The organism is Gordonia crocea, from assembly GCF_009932435.1.
Lineage (GTDB): Bacteria > Actinomycetota > Actinomycetes > Mycobacteriales > Mycobacteriaceae > Gordonia > Gordonia crocea.
In genome coordinates this window covers 256547-272888 of the sequence record NZ_BJOU01000017.1, presented here as the reverse complement: position 1 = coordinate 272888, position 16342 = coordinate 256547, and the positions used below count along the sequence as shown (strand labels likewise).

General features: G+C 67.1%; 14 protein-coding genes. 7 read left to right on the top strand and 7 right to left on the bottom strand.

The features are described 5' to 3' along the window. Positions 1-39 precede the first annotated feature (39 nt). From nbrcactino_RS16505 to nbrcactino_RS16485, 5 genes are all read right to left on the bottom strand, one after another. Positions 40-1875 carry an acyl-CoA dehydrogenase gene (locus tag nbrcactino_RS16505; protein ID WP_161928558.1) on the bottom strand — a complete coding sequence of 612 codons (1836 nt, stop codon included), beginning with the start codon at positions 1873-1875 and terminating at the stop codon, positions 40-42. A gap of 173 nt (positions 1876-2048) precedes the next feature. Beyond that, the gene (locus tag nbrcactino_RS16500; RefSeq protein ID WP_161928557.1) at positions 2049-2819 is read right to left on the bottom strand and encodes a deoxyribonuclease IV; all 771 of its coding nucleotides are present in this window, start codon (positions 2817-2819) and stop codon (positions 2049-2051) included. A gap of 30 nt (positions 2820-2849) precedes the next feature. Next, on the bottom strand, positions 2850-3077 hold the full coding sequence (locus tag nbrcactino_RS16495) for a hypothetical protein (RefSeq protein WP_161928556.1): 228 nt from the start codon (positions 3075-3077) through the stop codon (positions 2850-2852). Positions 3078-3163: 86 nt separating this feature from the next. Continuing rightward, positions 3164-4228, bottom strand: a complete 1065-nt coding sequence (locus nbrcactino_RS16490) for a glycoside hydrolase family 183 protein (RefSeq protein ID WP_161928555.1) — start codon at positions 4226-4228, stop codon at positions 3164-3166. A gap of 75 nt (positions 4229-4303) precedes the next feature. Then, a complete protein-coding gene (locus nbrcactino_RS16485; protein WP_161928554.1) occupies positions 4304-5173 on the bottom strand; it encodes an acyl-CoA thioesterase domain-containing protein in 870 nt (289 codons plus the stop codon). A 109-nt stretch (positions 5174-5282) separates the two neighbouring features. Here nbrcactino_RS16485 and nbrcactino_RS16480 point away from each other — a divergent pair, with 109 nt between their 5' ends. Beyond that, a complete protein-coding gene (locus nbrcactino_RS16480; RefSeq protein WP_161928553.1) occupies positions 5283-5858 on the top strand; it encodes an HdeD family acid-resistance protein in 576 nt (191 codons plus the stop codon). Positions 5859-5889: 31 nt separating this feature from the next. Here nbrcactino_RS16480 and nbrcactino_RS16475 read toward each other — a convergent pair whose 3' ends face one another. Further along, the gene (locus nbrcactino_RS16475; protein WP_161928552.1) at positions 5890-6462 is read right to left on the bottom strand and encodes a hypothetical protein; all 573 of its coding nucleotides are present in this window, start codon (positions 6460-6462) and stop codon (positions 5890-5892) included. 63 nt (positions 6463-6525) lie between these two features. Between nbrcactino_RS16475 and nbrcactino_RS16470 the strand changes: the two genes are divergently transcribed. Further along, the gene (locus tag nbrcactino_RS16470) at positions 6526-7422 is read left to right on the top strand and encodes a cation diffusion facilitator family transporter (protein WP_161928551.1); all 897 of its coding nucleotides are present in this window, start codon (positions 6526-6528) and stop codon (positions 7420-7422) included. Positions 7423-7503: 81 nt separating this feature from the next. Here nbrcactino_RS16470 and nbrcactino_RS16465 read toward each other — a convergent pair whose 3' ends face one another. Beyond that, positions 7504-8232, bottom strand: a complete 729-nt coding sequence (locus nbrcactino_RS16465) for a Clp protease N-terminal domain-containing protein (RefSeq protein ID WP_161928550.1) — start codon at positions 8230-8232, stop codon at positions 7504-7506. Positions 8233-8427: 195 nt separating this feature from the next. On the opposite strand from nbrcactino_RS16465, the gene nbrcactino_RS16460 reads away from it, so the two are divergent. The 5 genes from nbrcactino_RS16460 (at position 8428) to nbrcactino_RS16440 (ending at position 16335) form a co-directional block, all read left to right on the top strand. Continuing rightward, positions 8428-9414 (top strand): ABC transporter permease, encoded by a 987-nt coding sequence (locus nbrcactino_RS16460; RefSeq protein WP_161928549.1) that lies wholly within the window; start codon positions 8428-8430, stop codon positions 9412-9414. After that, a complete protein-coding gene (locus nbrcactino_RS16455) occupies positions 9411-10292 on the top strand; it encodes an ABC transporter permease (RefSeq protein WP_161928548.1) in 882 nt (293 codons plus the stop codon). The genes nbrcactino_RS16460 and nbrcactino_RS16455 overlap by 4 nt, the downstream gene beginning before the upstream one ends. Continuing rightward, positions 10289-12001 (top strand): dipeptide ABC transporter ATP-binding protein, encoded by a 1713-nt coding sequence (locus nbrcactino_RS16450; RefSeq protein WP_161928547.1) that lies wholly within the window; start codon positions 10289-10291, stop codon positions 11999-12001. Before nbrcactino_RS16455 ends, nbrcactino_RS16450 begins: the two co-directional genes overlap by 4 nt. Further along, on the top strand, positions 11998-13659 hold the full coding sequence (locus tag nbrcactino_RS16445; RefSeq protein ID WP_161928546.1) for an ABC transporter family substrate-binding protein: 1662 nt from the start codon (positions 11998-12000) through the stop codon (positions 13657-13659). The genes nbrcactino_RS16450 and nbrcactino_RS16445 overlap by 4 nt, the downstream gene beginning before the upstream one ends. Positions 13660-13737: 78 nt before the next feature. After that, positions 13738-16335, top strand: a complete 2598-nt coding sequence (locus tag nbrcactino_RS16440; protein WP_161928545.1) for a helix-turn-helix transcriptional regulator — start codon at positions 13738-13740, stop codon at positions 16333-16335. Positions 16336-16342: the final 7 nt, after the last annotated feature.

Genomic DNA, 16342 nt, shown 5'->3' with positions numbered 1-16342 from the left:
GACGGTGTCGTCGCGGGCCGCTGTGCGGTGTTCAGCCGATCAGAACGCGGCTTCGTCGAGCTCCATGATGTCGTTGTCGACGTTCTCGAGGATGCTGCGGGTCGAGGTGAGCTGCGGCAGCATGTTCTTCGCGAAGAAGGTCGCGACGGCGACCTTGCCCTCGTAGAACGCCTTGTCGTCGCCCTCGGCGCCGTTGTCGAGGGCGGCCAGGGCCACCTCCGCCTGGCGCAGCAGCAGCCAGCCGATGAGCAGGTCGCCCACCGACATCAGGAAGCGGACCGAACCGGTGCCGACCTTGTACAGCTGCTTGGGGTCCTCCTGGGCCGACATGAGGAAGCCGGTCAGCGTCGCCGCCATGCCCTGCACGTCCTCGAGGGCGGTGTTCAGCAGGGCGCGCTCGCCCTTCAGACGGCCGTCGACCTCGTCGGTGTTGATGAAGGCCTGGACCTGGCCGGCGACGTGCGCGAGGGCCTGGCCCTTGTCGCGGATGATCTTCCGGAAGAAGAAGTCCTGTGCCTGGATGGCCGTGGTGCCCTCGTACAGCGAGTCGATCTTGGAGTCGCGGATGTACTGCTCGAGCGGGTAGTCCTGGAGGAAGCCCGAACCGCCCAGCGTCTGCAGCGACTCGGTGAGCTTCTCGTAGGCGCGCTCGGAGCCGACGCCCTTGACGATCGGCAGCATCAGGTCGTTGACCTTGAACGCCATGTCCTTGTCGGCACCGCTGACGAGATCGGCGGTGACGTCGTCCTGGTGGGCGGCGGTGAACAGGTAGATCGCGCGCAGCCCCTCGGCGTAGGCCTTCTGGGTCATCAGCGAACGGCGCACGTCCGGATGGTGCGTGATGGTGACGCGCGGTGCGGACTTGTCGGTCATCTGGGTCAGGTCGGCGCCCTGGACGCGCTGCTTGGCGTACTCGAGCGCGTTGAGGTAGCCGGTCGACAGCGTCGAGATGGCCTTGGTGCCGACCATCATGCGGGCGTGCTCGATGACGTCGAACATCTGGGCGATGCCGTTGTGGACCTCGCCGACGAGCCAGCCCTTGGCCGGTACGCCGTGCTGGCCGAAGGTCAGTTCACAGGTGGCCGAGGCCTTGAGGCCCATCTTGTGCTCGACGTTGGTGACGAAGACGCCGTTGCGCTCGCCGAACTCACCGGTCTCGAAGTCGAAGTGGGTCTTCGGGACGTAGAACAGCGACAGGCCCTTGGTGCCGGGGCCGGCCCCTTCGGGGCGGGCGAGAACGAGGTGGAAGACGTTCTCGAACATGTCGTCGGAGTCGGCCGAGGTGATGAAGCGCTTCACACCGTCGATGTGCCAGCTGCCGTCCTCCTGCTGGACGGCCTTGGTGCGGCCCGCGCCGACGTCGGAACCGGCGTCGGGCTCGGTGAGGACCATGGTGGCGCCCCAGCCGCGCTCGGCGATGACCTTGGCCCATTCCTTCTGCTCGTCGGTGCCGTTGTTGTAGAAGACCTGGGCGAACGACGGGCCGGCCATGTACATGAAGGCGGCGGGCTGGGCGCCGAGCAGCAGCTCGGCGATGGCCCAGCGGAGGGGGGAGGGAACCGGCACGCCGCCGAGCTCCTCGTGCAGGCCGGTGAACTGCCAGCCCGACTCCTGGAAGGTGTTGACGGCCTTCTTGAAGCCCTCGGGAATGGCGACCGTGTGGGTCTCCGGGTCGAAGACCGGCGGGTTGCGGTCGGTGTCGGCGAACGGCTCGGCGATCGGGCCCTCGGCCAGCGCCGCGACCTCGCGGAGCATGTCGTTGACGGTTTCGCGGTCGAGGTCGCTGAACTCGCCGTCGCCGAGAACCTTCTCCAGGTTGAGAACCTCGAACAGGTTGAACTGCAGGTCACGCAGGTTGGACTTGTAATGGCCCATGGCGGTGCATTCCTTTTGTCTTGGGCTGTCGGGCGAGGCCCGATGTTTCGTGTGTCGGTCGCCGGGGAGCTTGCCCCGGAGAGCTAAGTTACTCGTCAGTAACTATGTCAGAATACTCCTGCTCACCGAGTTGGACAACTGGAAGCCCTGTGACCTCGATCAACCAACCCGACCTACAGCCTATCCCGGAGAAAGGCCAGGTCATCGCGGATTCCAGGGGAAGGCGTCTCCAGTACCACCGGTGCGTCGGCCGCCTCGATCACTCCGACCAACACGTCGGGGTCGATGTGTCCGTCGGCCAGGTTGGCGTGGCGGTCGCGGCCGGAGTCGAACTCGTCGCGAGAGTTGTTGAGGTGCACCAGGTCGATCCGGCCGGTGATCGCCCGAACCCGCTCCACCAGGCCGACGAGGTCCTCGCCGCCGGCCCAGGCGTGGCAGGTGTCGAGACAGAAGCCGGCCTGCTCGTAGTCGCCGACGGCTTCCCACAGGCGCTCGATCGATTCGAGTGTCCGGGCCATCGCGTGGTCCCCGCCGGCGGTGTTCTCGATCAGGATCGGGACGCCGAACCCGCCCTTGTCCTCCTGGCGTTCGAACAGCTTGCGCCAGTTCTCGAATCCCAGGTCGCGCTCCTCGCCGTCACGCAGGTGCCCACCGTGCACGACGAGGCCGAAGGCGCCGAGGTCGGCGGCCGCCGCGGCCTGCTGCTCGACGGCTTTGCGCGAGGGCATCCGCAGCCGGTTGTTCAGGCTCGCCACGTTGATCTGATAGCTGGAGTGGACCACCACGTCGATCGGCGACGCGGCGATGGCGTCGGCGTCGGCCCGCGGTTGTGGCTTCTTCCAGCTTTGCGGGTCGGTGACGAACATCTGGAAGACGTCGATGCCGAGCTCCTCGGCCGTCGCCAACGGGTCGTCTTCTTCGCGCAGGTGGGCTCCGATTCGCATGGTTCTACGATAGGCGGCCGCGCGGCGCGCTCACCGAGCGCGGGCGTCGTCGCCGACTTCGAACTCGGTCTCCACCGACATCGGCACCCCCGGCGCGATCAGCAGGCTGCACGGCGTCGGACTGTCCGGGTAGAGGGTGAACCACTGGTGGTTCACCCCGCCGCCGTATACCGCCTCGAGTACGCGCTGGAGCCGCGCCTCGCCCTCGCGGTTGAGGATGTACTTGCTGCCGCCGTAGTGCAGGAAACGGTTCGTCACAAGCGCCTCCGACCGGTGATGTGAGCTGGCTCACCATCCTACGGGTGGCCGGCGATCCACGGCGGGGGATCGGCGCAAGCCGCGGGCTACGGGCGTCGGAGGTTCACGCGCATCAGGTAGACCTGGTAGCCGTGCCAGATGGAGTACGTGAAGTACATCGTCGGGCCGTCGAGCGACCACGGGTGGATGAACGGCGCGTAGCCGCCCATCGGGTCGTTGGCCGGCACGATGTTGTGGCCGCGGGTCCACGGCCCCTGCGGGGTCGGTGCGGTGCGCATCGTCGCGCCGTCGCGTGTCGCCAGCGAGACGTAGCGGCCGAGGTAGCGGTTGTAGGCCACGGAGAGTTCGCCGGTGGGTGCGCTCATGATCGGCGTGGCCGCCGACGGCTTGCGCTTGGCCCAGTGGTTCACCGACCAGTATTCGTATGCGCCGAGGTTCTCGATCTTCGCCTCGGGCACGCGGGCGAGGTAGACCGCGCCGTACCGGCCGCTCGGCGTGCCGTAGACGTAGACGAAGCCGCCGTCCTTCATCAGCGAAACCTGCTGGAACTTGCGGTTGCCCTTGTAGTTGGGGCGGTAGGCGGTGATGCGCTTGAAAGTGCGGCCGTTGTTGCCGGACACGGCCAGTGCGCCGTACCGGGTCTGCCAGCGGCCCGCGTCGCCCCAGAGGTTGACGGCCTGGATCCCCATGTACTGCTTGCCGTTCGCCGCGATACCGCCGGTCGGGACGATGGTGATCTCGCGACGGGTCGGCTTGATCAGACGCTTGGCGTGGCCGGGTCGGCCGGAATGACCGGTAAAGGTCAGGCCGTCGGACAACACCCGGTCGCGGCTGCGCAGCAGCACGTTGGAGCGGATGTGGAACAGCTGCCCGTACAGGATCGACCAGCCGTTGAACGACTGCGTGTCGCCGAAGGCGGCGAGGATCTCCTTGTGCCCGTTGTCCCAGAGGATGCCGAGGTCGGTGCCGATGATGTTGTAGCGGCCGACGGTGTCGTTGATCGATCCGGGCCCGGTGATCCGGGCGACCATCGTTCCGCGTCCGGCGACGAACGCATCGGCGTCGGGTGCGGTGGCAGTGGCGAGGGTCGCCGCGGTGGCGGCTGCGGCGCCAACCGCGACCAACTTCATGCGCGTGGAGCGAGACAACATGGGAAGCAGGGTATCAGCCGTCTGTTACCAAGTTGATACGTGGGAGGGTAACGACTCGACTACATCATGATTGTCTTACGCCTGTCGGAAGCGCTCCTCCGGGTCGACCGCGGTGAAGTCGATCTCGGCTTTCGCATTGTTCACCGCGGTGACCATGCCGGTGCCGATGGGGCCGTCGGCGTCGTAAAGAATCGATTGACTCACCGAGACTCCATCCTCCTCGACGTGGAAGTCGGACACGACTCCGACGCGCGCACTGTGCGGCAGACGCGTGAGGGCGACGGTGAGGTCGCAGTTGATGAGGCCGATTCCCGTCGTGCCCCAGTTTCCCAGCAGACTGCTCGATTCTCCCGCGGTGACAGCGCCGACGAAGGGCGACGCCGGCTCGTCGGGAACGACGGGCAGCGGGTAAGTCCACTGGCGCTTGCGTCCCGCGCCCTGGAGCGCGCCGATCTCGCGGGTCCACTCGACGGCGGGCATGGAGGTGCCCTCGGCGTCGGTCCAGGCGTCGGCGGCGAAGCGCGGGTAATAGTCGTCGGCGGGCAGCGCGGGCGGGGTGAAGTTGCCGGCCGGCCGGGTCCACCGCTCACCGGGCGGATTCGACGATCCGCGGAGGAACACCGTCGTCGAGCGGGCGACTCGGACCGGTTCGGCGTCAAGGCCATTCGGATACTGGTGTACGTCGACCTCGACGACCCGCACCCGCCCGCCGTCGCGCAGCAGCGTGGCCGTCGTCGTCGTCGGGTCTTGCATCGCCGCGCGGAACAAGTCGATGGTGAACCGCGCCGGGCGGAAGCCCTCGGCGTCGGCGGCACGTTCGGCCGCGCGCGCCGACAGGGCGCAGACCGCGGGTCCGTTCAGTGCGCGCGGGGCCCACATGCTCAATGCATAGCGGGTGGGGTCGAAGTGTCCGTCGGCCTCGGTGAAGAAACTGGGACTGGCCATTATTCCTTATTACACCCCTGCCGCCAGCGCGAATGTGGTGCCCCTAATCACGCCAAAAGAAATGGTTGTTCATCGGGACACCCCGGACGGTGTGGGCTAGCCTCATCTCATGACCATTGCTGACATCGAACGTCAAATTCCGGAAACCGTCGTGGGTGCCGTCCGGGGCACCGTCATCTTCTCCGCCCTCGTCGGGCTTGCCGTCGGTATTGCCTGCCTCGTTTGGCCGTCGGCGACGATTAACGTCCTTGGTATTCTGCTCGGCATTGCGCTGGTGGTCGCGGGTCTGTTCCGTATCTACCAGTCGTTTGCCGCCACCTACCTTTCCGGCGGCCTGCGGTTCGCCCTCGGGCTCATCGGCCTGATGATCCTGTGGGCCGGCATCGTCGTGCTGTGGCACCCGGCCAGCGACGGTTGGGACAACGACTACCGGGCCTGGTTCCTCGCCGTCTTCATCGGAATCGGCTGGATCTTCCAGGGACTCGGCGACCTGTTCGGTGCCACGACCGGTTCGCGTCACTCGTCGGTCTGGTGGGCGATCTTCTCCGGTGTCGTCGCGATTGCCGCGGGCATCATCATGATCGCGTGGCCGAACCTGGGTCTGTCGACCTTCGTGTGGGTCTCGGGCATCCTGCTGATCGTGATCAGCATCGTGTCGCTGTTCAACCTTCCGAAGAAGGTCTAGTCCCCCCGCGTCGGGAAACCGGCGCTTATGGCTACGAGGCCGACGCCAATCCGTCCACCGTCAAGGTTGGATTGGCGTCGGTTCCTTTTGTGTCGAGGCGCAGAGTGGTCGGCCCGTCGATGTTCAGATCGGCGATGGCGGCCAGCAAGTCATGACTGTGGCGAAGCGATTCTGCGAAATCGGCGGGGGCGACCGTATCGCGATACACCGCGGGTGCGCCGAGCATTCGCCGTGCGGTGATCGGGTCGCTTTCCCAGAGGGCATCGGCGGTTTGCAGGTAAAGCGCAACGGCGGACCGATAGTCGTGCAGGTTCAACAGGGCCCACGCCCATTTCTTTGCGACGTCGACGGTGTCGGATTCCGCCCGTCCGTGGGTCCGGACATATTTGCCGTGCAATTCGGTGCACAGACCGGCGCAGTCGGGCCATCGGTTCAACTCGTAGGTACAGCGAACGCAGTCGTGCAGGTTGTCCAGGTACGCGGGTGAGTAGGGGCCTTCTCGGCGTGCGCGGATCTCCGCCAGGACGGAGAACTCGGCCAGTGCGGATACGAACTCGCCGTCGGCGTACAGGGCTGTCGCCTCGGCTTGCATCTCATCGAGCATGTTCCCAGTGTGGCCGATCCCGATGTGATCTGTGTCATATCCCGGGTTTGCGATAATGGTGTCGTGTCCAACCGCAGTCGACTGCAGCGATTCGCCTGGCTGAGCATCGCGACCGCGATCGCCACCATCGCGCTGAAGACGGGTGCGTGGTGGATCACCGGTTCGGTGGGCCTGCTGTCCGATGCCGCGGAGTCGGTGGTCAACCTCGTCGCGGCCATCGTCGCGCTCGTCGCGCTCGGGGTGGCCGCGCGGCCGGCCGATGACTCGCACAACTTCGGCCACGCCAAGGCCGAGTACTTCTCCGCGGGGGTCGAAGGGGCGATGATCTTCGTCGCCGCGGTGGTGATCATCTACTCGGCGGTCGACCGACTCCTCCATCCGAGGGAGTTGGAATCCCTCGGGCTGGGTTTGGCGATCTCCGTCGTCGCGGCGGTGCTCAACGGCGTCGTGGGATGGATCCTCATCCGTGCGGGCCGCAAGCACCGATCGCCGACGCTGAGCGCCGACGGCAAGCACCTGATGACCGACGTGGTCACGACGGTGGGGGTGATCGTGGCCGTGGCCGTCGTCGCCATCACCGGTTGGCACCGGATGGATCCGGTCATCGCGATTGCGGTTGCGGTCAACATTCTCTTCGTCGGGTACCGGTTGATCGTCGATTCGACGTCAGGGCTGATGGATGCGTCGCTGCCCGACGATGATCGGGAGCAGATCGAGCAGGTCCTCGACGAGTTCCGGTCGCGGTCGGTGGATTTTCACGATGTGCGCACCCGGGTCGGCGGGCATATGCGGTTTCTGCAGTTGCACATGCTGGTGCCCGGTGACTGGTCGGTGCAGCAGGGACACGACCTCGTCGAAGAGGTCGAGTCCGCCTTGCGCGAGGCGGTTGAGGACCTCGTCGTCGTCGTGCATCTGGAGCCGATCGACGATCCTCGGTCGTACGAGTCCTGGCGCCGCTAACCTTTCGCCGACTGGGCCCTCATTTCCGCCGAGTGGGCCCTCGTTTTCGTCGAGTGGGCCCTCGATCTCGTCGAGTGGGCCCTAGCGGTCCGACGAGACCGTCGCGAGAAGGTCGGTGATCGCGCCGTCGACGGCGCTGGCGTGTGCTCCGAACTCTGCCAGGTTCGCGGCGGTCTTCTCGTCGTCGAATAGGGCCAACAGGAGGTGTTCGGTTCCGACGTAGTTGTGGCCCTTGTCCACGGCAATGGCGACGGTGCGCTCCAATGTGCGTTTGGAGTCGTCCGAGTATGGAACCAGCGTTGGCGCGTCGTTGGGCAGGGTGACGTCCTGCGGAGTCGGGTCACCTGAGGACTTGCGCAATCCAGGGACGTCGGCGCCGGCTTTGCGCAGGGCGACGACGGCCAATGACTGCTCATCGGAAAGCAGGTGGCGGAGCAGGAGACCGGGGTCGATGGCCGTCACCTGGGCGCGGACCGCGTCGTCGTGGGCGCGGACCAAGACATTTCGTGCACGAGGGGTGAATCGGGCGAACATGTCGCTCCCGCTGTCCCGTGAGGTGAAGCGCTTCTGTGCTGCTTGCTTCGTCACGCCCATGCTCGCGCCGATGGCGCTCCAAGGTTGGCCGGCTCGGCGAGCCTGGTCGACGAAGTGACCGATGAGTGAGTCGCCGACTTCACCCAGGTGTTCCGAGGCCGTCATTGCGCCGGTGAGTTGCTCGAGCGGATCGTCGTAGGCCTTGCGGATCCCCGCGATCAGGTCGTCGAGTCGGATTCCGGTGAGTTGTGCGGGGGTGATCTCAGATTCAGCCATGCGTCAACTCTAGGTTGACGTTCGCTGCGCGTCAACCGGTGGTTGACGATCGTGGGTCGGCCGAGTCGGCGAGATCGAGGGCCCACTCGGCGGGAAAGTGGGCCCAGTCGGCGGAAAATGGGGCCCACTCGGCGATACTGAACGGACGCGGAACAGCCGCAGACAACGCGCACGGCGGACGAAAGGGGTCCGGACTTGATCGGGTACATCGCGAGGCGGGTCGGCACCTGGGCGGTGCTCGTCTTCGTCGCGGTGAATCTGACCTACTTCGTCGCCGCCGCCTTCCTCGATCCCCGGTCCAACTACGCGGCACGACGACCACCGCTGCCGCCCGCCGTGGTCGACGCCCAGCTGACCGCCTACAACCTCAACGACAAGACCCCGATCCTTGAGCGCTGGTGGCACTGGCTCACCGGCATCCTGTTGCATTGGGACTGGGGAACCAGTCCGGTCGGCGAGAGCGTCAACGGCCAAATCGCCTATCGGGCAGGGGTTTCCGCGCAACTCGTCTTCGGTGCGACGGTGCTCGCCACCCTCCTGGGAGTCGGCCTGGGTGTCTACACCGCCATGCGCCAGTACCAGGTGTCCGACCGGGTCTTCCAGGCTATCTCGATCTTCTTCATCAACCTCCCGATCGCCGTTCTCGGGCTGGCCGTCGTGCTGATCGGGATCACGATCAACCAGAAGACCGGCCAATCGATCTTCCTGGTCTCCGGGGCGCGAAGCATCGACATCCACGGCTTCTGGCCCACGGTCGTCGACCGTCTGAAACATCTTGCGCTCCCGACGATCACGCTGGTCCTCGGTCAATATGCGGGTCTGCACTTCCTGCAGCGCTCACTGCTCCTCGACACCGTCGACGCCGACTATGTCCGAACCGCCCGGGCCAAGGGGCTCACGCGTGGCCGTGCCGTGCGCAAGCACGCGTTGCGCACCGCGATCATCCCGGTCGCGGTCGGCGTCGCCTTCGCCATCCCCGCGATCTTCACCGGCGCGGTGATCACCGAAACCATCTTCGGCTGGGAGGGCATGGGCCGGTATTTCGTCACCTCGATCAACACCAATGACATCCACGGCGCGGTCGCGGTCGCGGCGTTCGGCGCCCTGGCGACCGCGATCGGCGCGATCCTCGCCGACGTCGCCGTGGTGATGCTCGATCCACGAGTGCGGAGTGAACGATGAGATCCCTGATGTGGCAACGGTTCTCCCGACGACGCTCGGCCGTCGCGGGGCTGATCCTGTTCGTCCTGCTCGTCCTCTTCGCACTGTTCGGTGGATTCCTGACCCACTACAACTACACCGATTCCGACTTTCTCGCGATCGGCTTCCCGCCGAGCCGCGGCCACTGGTTCGGCACCAACGACGCCGGCAACGACCTCTACGCCCAGGTGGTCCACGGCCTCCAGCGCTCGTTGATCATCGCCCTGGCCGTGGCGGTCGGTACGACGCTGATCGCCGCGGTGGCCGGCTCACTGGCCGCGTTCTTCGGCGGCTGGGTGGAGAAGACGGTCCTCGGCGTCATCTACCTGCTGCTCGTCGTGCCCAGCTTCCTCATCCTCGCCCTCACCGCCAACGCCACCGGCGGTGACTGGCGCTGGATCATCGTGGCGCTCATCGTGTTCGGCTGGATGATGTTGGCGCGCGTCGTGCACTCGATGGCGGTGTCGTTGCGGGAGCGCGAGTTCGTCATCGCCGCCCGGTACATGGGGGAGCGGCCGTTCACGATCATCGCCCGGCACATCATCCCGAACCTCTCGTCGTTGCTGGTCATCAACTTCGCGCTCGGTGTCGTCGGGACGGTGCTCACCGAGACCGGACTCTCGTTCCTGGGGTTGGGCGTCAAGATCCCCGACGTCTCGCTCGGTTCGCTGCTGCAGGCCGGCGTCGGGACGATCGTCGCGTCGCCGTGGTTGTTCTACTTCCCGGCCGGTGTCCTGACCTTGCTCACCGTTTCGATGACGCTGATGGCCGACGGGCTGCGCGACGCGCTGGATCCCAACGCCGCCAACCCCACCGTCGCCGAACCGGCACGGGCGGCCGACGCGGGAGGAGTCGCATGAGCCCGCTGTTGGCGGTGTCGGATCTGCGAGTCGCCTTCGGTTCGGAGGCGGGCCGGGTCGACGCGGTGCGCGGGCTCGACCTGACTGTCGAACGCGGCCGCACGCTGGCCATCGTCGGCGAATCGGGTTCGGGCAAGTCGGCGTCCGCGCTGGCAATCATGGGGTTGCTGCCCGACGCGGCGTCGGTCGCCGGGTCGGCGCGGTTGAACGGCCGGGAGTTGATCGGCCTCGACGACAAGGCGCTGTCGGAGATCCGCGGCAACGAGATCGCGATGATCTTCCAGGACCCGCTGTCCTCGCTGACGCCGGTGTTCACCGTCGGCGCCCAGATCGTCGAAGCGCTGCAGGCGCACCGGTCGATCGGCGCCGCGGCCGCCCGTGCGCGCGCCGTCGAGCTCCTCGAGGCGGTCGGGATCCCCGACCCGCACACGCGGGCGCAGGCCTACCCGCACCAGCTCTCCGGGGGTCAGCGGCAGCGGGTCATGATCGCCATGGCGATCGCCAACGAGCCCGACCTCATCATCGCCGACGAGCCGACCACCGCACTCGACGTCACCGTCGCCGGACAGGTTCTCCGACTGCTCACCACGCTGCAACACGAGACCGATGCCGGTCTGCTGCTCATCACCCACGACTTCGGCGTGGTGGCGCGCATCGCCGACGACGTGGTCGTCATGAACGGCGGCGACGCGGTGGAGCGGGCACCCGTCGAGGAGCTGTTCGACGACCCGCGCGATCCGTACACGGTGCGGCTGCTCGGTGCCGTGCCGCGCATCGACGGGCCGATGCGGGAACCATTGGCGCGCACCGACTCCGGGTCCGACGACGCGGAGGATGCGCCACCGCTGGCCGTCGACGACCTGGCCAAGACCTTCGCCGTCACGTCGCGGTTCCTGCGGCGGCGGACCGGGGAGGTGCAAGCGGTTAAAGGTGTCTCGTTCGATCTGGCCGCCGGGGAGACGCTGGCAATCGTGGGCGAATCCGGCAGCGGCAAGTCGACGACGCTGCACGAGATCATGGGTTTCACCCAGTCGCCGGGTGTGGTCACGATTGCCGGCGTCGACCCGGCTGCCACCCGCGGTCGGACCGCGCGAGCACTGCGGCGTGAGATCTCCATGGTCTTCCAGGATCCCGCCGGTGCGCTGGATCCGCGGTTGACGGCGCGCGATGTGGTGGCCGAGCCGCTGCGCGTGGCGGGGGTCTCCCGTGACGAGGCTTACGTGCGCGTGGCCGAGCTCTTCACCAAGGTCGGACTGGAACCCGACCACGGCGACCGGTTTCCGCGAGCCTTCTCTGGCGGCCAACGTCAGCGATTGGCCATCGCCCGCGCACTGGCCACCGCGCCGTCGGTGATCGCCCTTGACGAGCCGTTGTCGGCGCTGGACGTCTCAATTCAGGGCGACATCCTCGACCTGCTGCTCGAGGTCCAGGAAAACACCGGTGTGGCTTACCTCCTCGTCGCACACGATCTGGCCGTCGTGCGCAAGATCGCCCATCGGGTGGCGGTGATGAAGGCCGGGGAGATCGTCGAAATCGGCCCCACCACACAGGTTTTCGGGCACCCGCAGCATCCCTACACGCGTGAGTTGATCAGTGCCGTGCCGCCGTTGGACCCGCGGCGCGCCCGCATTGCGGTGCCGGCGACGGGTGTGCCGGGGACGAGGGAGCCGACGATGGGGGCGCCGGAAGCGACGGAGGCGGATTCATGAGGAAGCGATTGGTGGCCGTGCGGTTGCTTGCCGTGCTGTTGGTGGGTACGACCATCGGTGCATGCGGCGTCGACCTCTCGGCCACCAGCACGGTCGAGCCGGGGAAGGCGCAGCTGAACGAGCAGCCGCGCGAAAAGCTGCGTGATGGCGGGAGTCTCACCACGGCGCTGACCGAGATCACGCCGCAGTGGAACAGCTTTCACGCCGACGGCACGGCGTACACCCTCGCACTGTGGCGCTGGTACAACCCGGTGCTGGCGTATTTCTCACCAGACGGGAAGTACTCCTTCAACCGGGACTACCTCACCGACGTGACCAAGGCGGTGGTCGACGGCCGGACCGTCGTCACCTACACGATCAATCCACGGGCGACCTACAACGACGGGACGCCCATCGATTGGCGCGCGTTTGCGAACACCTGGCGGCTCAACAGCGGTGCCGATGTGCGCTACGCGGCGAGCAGCACCGACGGATATGACCAGATCGAATCGGTGACCCGCGGCGTCGACGCCAAGCAGGCCGTCGTCCGATTCCGCGGTATCTGGGCGTGGCCGGACGGGCTGTTCAACAACCTGGTCCACCCGAAGATCGTCACCCCGGATGACTTCAACCGCTCCTACCTCAAGAATCCGCGCGCCGACCTGGGGGCGGGCCCCTACACCGTCGAGTCCTACGACCCCAACGCCAAGACCGTGGTCTTCACCCGCAACCCCAAGTGGTGGGGTCATCGCGGCAAGCTCGACCGCCGGGTGTTCCGTCAGATGGAGCCGCAAGCGGCGATCAACGCCTTCCGCAACGGCGAGCTCGATGCCACCGGCGTCGGCAGCAAGGACAACCGGGCGCAGGTCATCACCATGAGTGGGATCGACGTGCGGGTGTCGGCCACGCCGGCGAACTCGCTGCTCGTCGTCAATCTGGCCACCCCGGCGTTGCGCGACGCCCGGGTGCGCGAGGCGGTGCTGCGCGGTATCGACCGGGAGATCCTCGCCCGCATCCGGTTCACTGGTCTCGGCTACACCGAGGAGTTGCCGGGGTCGTTCCTGCTGTTCCCGTTCCAGCCGGGGTACCGGGACAACCTGGGCACGACCGTCACCCATGACCAGGACCGGGCCCGTCGACTGCTCGACGAGGCCGGGTGGGTCGTCGGGGCCGACGGGGTGCGCCACCGCGGCGGCCAACGGCTCGCGCTGACGCTGCCGATTCTCGGCGACGACGCGACGTCGTCGAATCTCGCGCGGGCGATGCAGGCCATGCTGAAGCAGGTTGGGATATCGCTGGCGATCCAGGTGCGGCCCAGCTCGGATTTCTCCAAGGTGATTCAAGACAAAGAATTCGATGTATTCATGATGGGATTCAGTTCGAGCGATCCTTTTGGGGTCGCGTACCTCTGCCAAATCTGGTGCTCGAATTCTCAGCTGAACCGATCTGGCGCGGGTTCCCCGGAATTGGATGCGCGCATCCGGCGGGTGCAACAAATCGCGGACCCAAACGCCCAGATCAGGGCGGCGAACGACGTCGAAGCGGACGCTTTCCGGCAGTATTCGAATCTGCCGTTGACCAACGGCCCGACCATGGTCGCGGTCAAGCGCAAACTCGCCAACTATGGCGCCGGGATGTTCTTCGTCGGGCCGGTCGAGGACATCGGCTGGGAGGAGTAGCGTTCCCGGTGTGGGACGAGTGTCCCGCACATCTGCCGTTGGGGCGTTTTTCGTTCTCTCCGCTACTACCATTTATCCATGCCGTTCGAATGGCCGTTGGTGCGGAGAGCCGACGAATTCCAGGTGATTCGAGATGCGCTGCAAGCCGAGTCGGATAGTTGCGGCATCATCCTCACCGGGGAATCCGGAGTCGGTAAGACGACGCTGGCCCGAATGGTGACGTCGGAGCTCGGTGGCGCCCGATGGGTGGCCGGCACGGAGTCGGCCCGCACGATTCCGCTCGGCGTCTTCGCCCACCTGGTCGGGCCGTCGGCGACGAGCGACCCGGTCGCCTACCTCGCCGCCGCGCGGCAGTCGCTGCTGGCCGAAGGGCAGGCAATCATCGGCGTCGACGATGCGCACCTGCTCGACGAGTTGTCCGCGACCCTGCTGCACCAACTCGCCATCGATCGTGCGGTGCGCATCGTCGCGACCGTCCGGAGCGGGGAAGCCGTGCCCGACGCGGTGACGTCGCTGTGGAAGGACCGGCACCTGTTGCGGATGACGCTCGACCCGTTCAGCAAGCAGCAGAGCGTCGAACTGGTCGAGTCGGTCCTGGGTGGGCGACTCGAAGGCCTCTCGGCCGACCTGATGTGGGATGCATCGGGGGGCAACGCGCTGTTCCTGCGGCACCTCGTCGATGGCGCGATCGAGGCCGGGACCCTGCGCGAGCACAACGGCGTCTGGCAGTTGCGCGGCCGCACCGCGATCACCTCGGAGCTGGCGTCGTTGTTGGAAGGACGGATCGACCGGCTCGACGACGAGGTGCTCAGCGTGCTGCAGTACCTGAGCCTGTGCGAGCCGGCGTCGCTGGACGCGCTGGTGGAACTGACCGGTGAGGCTGCGGTGGAACGCGCCGAGGCGCTCGGTGTGGTCCGGATCGCACGCGAGGGCCGAACGCTGCGGGTGCTCTACACCCACCCCTTGTTCGGTGAGGTCATCCGCCGCCGTCTCGGCTCCCTCGCCGCCCGCCGGCTGCGCGGCAAGCTGGTGTCGGTCTTGCAGGCGCAGCCGGTTCGGACCGCCGCGGACCGCATTCTGATCGCCGACTTGGGGCTCGATTCCGACGTGGACATCGCCGGTGACGATCTGGCGGCGGCGGCGCGCGAAGCGCTGACCCTGGCGAACATCCCGATGGCGCAACGCTTCGCCCAAGCCGCGGTCGACGCCGGGGAAGGACTCGGCGCCGTCGAGCCGTTGGCCCGCGCGTTGATGTGGCAGGGCCGGGCCGACGAGGCAGAGGCGGCACTCGCCGGTTTCGACCCCGACGGGTTCGACCAGGTCGAGCTCATCCGATGGGGACTGTTGCGGATCGGCAACCTGTTCTGGGCCGTCGGTGACGCCGCACAGGCCAAGGCGGTGCTCGACCTCGTCGGGAGCCGGGTGACCGAGCCGGCGCTCGCACTCATCGTCAAGGGCGTGGCGTCGGCGATGGCGCTGTTCACCAACCGCCTCGACGAGGCGATCACCTTGTCCGACGAGGTGCTCGGCGATCCGTTGGCGACACCGTGGGCGGTGGAATGGGCGGTATTCGGCGGCAGCCTGTCGCGTGCGCTGAGCGGTCGGGGCGACGAGGTGGCCCCGCTTGCGGCCAAGGCGCGCGAGGCCGAGCGGGTCACCGATGGACTACTCCGGTTCCCCGCGGGATTCGGCGAGATCTTGGCGTTAACCCTGCCGGGGCACCTCGCCGACGCAGAGGCGGCGGCACAGCACTACCTCGACTTCTCCTCGGCCGGGCACTACCTCGGGTGGGCACTGTCGGGCATTCACGCCGCCGAGGTCGCGGTGATGCGGGGCGACCTCAAAGGGGCGACCGAACGGCTCGACCAGACTCTTGCCGCGCTCGGCGAGGAGGGGACGGCGGCGTCGTGGAGCTACCCCGCCTTCATGCTGCAGGTCATTGCGTTGGCCGGCCTTGGTCAGGGTGATGCCGCAGGCGAGGCGCTGGCCACCGCCCGCGCGTTCTACGACGAGCACGTCGCGGTTTTCGGGCCGACCCTCGACGTGGCCGCCGCATGGCAGGCGGCCGGTTCGGGGATGTACTCCCGCGCCGCGGAGCTGGCGGTGACGGCTGCCCAGAATGCTGCTGCCTCAGGGCAATTCGCGATCGAGGCCGAGGCCTGGCATCTGGCTGCGCGATTCGGCGACGGGGCAGGGGCGCAACGGCTGGCCGAGCTCGCCGGTCGGCTCGACGGACCGTTGAGCGACGTCTACGCCAGGCATGCCCGGGCGGTCGTCGACGGGGATGCCGCGGTGCTCGACGAGGTATCCGACGAATTCACCGCATTGGGGTTCAAGCTGGCCGCCGCCGACTCGTCGGCGCAGGCGAGTGTGCTTCATGCCGACAGCGGCGCCCGGTCGGCGTCGGTGGCCGCGGCGTCGCTGGCGAATCGGCTCGCGGCGGAATGCGGTGGGGCGCGGACCCCGGCGTTGGTGACTGCGGCCCAACCGCTGCCGCTGACCGCGAGGGAACGCGAGATCGCCAACCTCGTCGCGGCGGGGTTGAGCAACAAGGAGATTGCCGATCGGCTGTTCGTCTCGGTGCGCACCGTCGAAGGGCATGTCTACCGAGCGTGCACCAAACTCGACGTCGCCGACCGCTCCGAGATTGCGGAGCTCATTCGCGGCGGGCACTGAGGGCCCA

Coding starts and splice junctions, on each gene's coding strand:
- nbrcactino_RS16505 (WP_161928558.1), bottom strand. CDS start 1,875: ATGGGCCATTACAAGTCCAACCTGCGTGACCTGCAGTTCAACCTGTTC.
- nbrcactino_RS16500 (WP_161928557.1), bottom strand. CDS start 2,819: ATGCGAATCGGAGCCCACCTGCGCGAAGAAGACGACCCGTTGGCGACG.
- nbrcactino_RS16490 (WP_161928555.1), bottom strand. CDS start 4,228: ATGTTGTCTCGCTCCACGCGCATGAAGTTGGTCGCGGTTGGCGCCGCA.
- nbrcactino_RS16485 (WP_161928554.1), bottom strand. CDS start 5,173: ATGGCCAGTCCCAGTTTCTTCACCGAGGCCGACGGACACTTCGACCCC.
- nbrcactino_RS16480 (WP_161928553.1), top strand. CDS start 5,283: ATGACCATTGCTGACATCGAACGTCAAATTCCGGAAACCGTCGTGGGT.
- nbrcactino_RS16475 (WP_161928552.1), bottom strand. CDS start 6,462: ATGCTCGATGAGATGCAAGCCGAGGCGACAGCCCTGTACGCCGACGGC.
- nbrcactino_RS16465 (WP_161928550.1), bottom strand. CDS start 8,232: ATGGCTGAATCTGAGATCACCCCCGCACAACTCACCGGAATCCGACTC.
- nbrcactino_RS16455 (WP_161928548.1), top strand. CDS start 9,411: ATGAGATCCCTGATGTGGCAACGGTTCTCCCGACGACGCTCGGCCGTC.
- nbrcactino_RS16450 (WP_161928547.1), top strand. CDS start 10,289: ATGAGCCCGCTGTTGGCGGTGTCGGATCTGCGAGTCGCCTTCGGTTCG.
- nbrcactino_RS16445 (WP_161928546.1), top strand. CDS start 11,998: ATGAGGAAGCGATTGGTGGCCGTGCGGTTGCTTGCCGTGCTGTTGGTG.
- nbrcactino_RS16440 (WP_161928545.1), top strand. CDS start 13,738: ATGCCGTTCGAATGGCCGTTGGTGCGGAGAGCCGACGAATTCCAGGTG.